This is a genomic window from Pseudomonas sp. 2822-17 (assembly GCF_002742485.1).
Classification (GTDB): Bacteria; Pseudomonadota; Gammaproteobacteria; order Pseudomonadales; family Pseudomonadaceae; genus Aquipseudomonas; species Aquipseudomonas cyclaminis.
In genome coordinates this window covers 1-342 of the sequence record NZ_LJRZ01000564.1, presented here as the reverse complement: position 1 = coordinate 342, position 342 = coordinate 1, and the positions used below count along the sequence as shown (strand labels likewise).

Below are 342 nucleotides of genomic sequence, written 5' to 3'. Positions count from 1 at the left end.
GTGTAGCTTCTACCATATGGATCTTTATCGTGCCATATTTCATCTTGATAAAAAAGAAATTCAAGATTATCAATATCATCTTCGTAAGTAAAATATACTGCTAATAGAACGGGTTCGGCATATGAATAAACTACTTCATTCCCTTCTTTTATAGTGAAGTGTATAGTTACCATTGTATTATCCAATTGTGAAACGCCAGATTGGACGATCTCCTTTGTGATGGTAACATCCTCCTCGCCACTAAAAATACTGTTTGGTATTAGAAATTCAAAGTATATAGAAGCAATGTTATCACTTAGATACTGTAATGTTAGATCTGAATTTGTTTCTTTGATATTGGAT

1 protein-coding gene is annotated in these 342 nt (G+C 32.2%); it reads right to left on the bottom strand.

Annotation, left to right across the window (positions count from 1 at the left end; translation table 11 throughout):
- Positions 1-342, bottom strand: a 342-nt coding sequence (locus AOA60_RS33415) for a hypothetical protein (RefSeq protein WP_218240749.1), incomplete at both ends; no start/stop codon positions are given.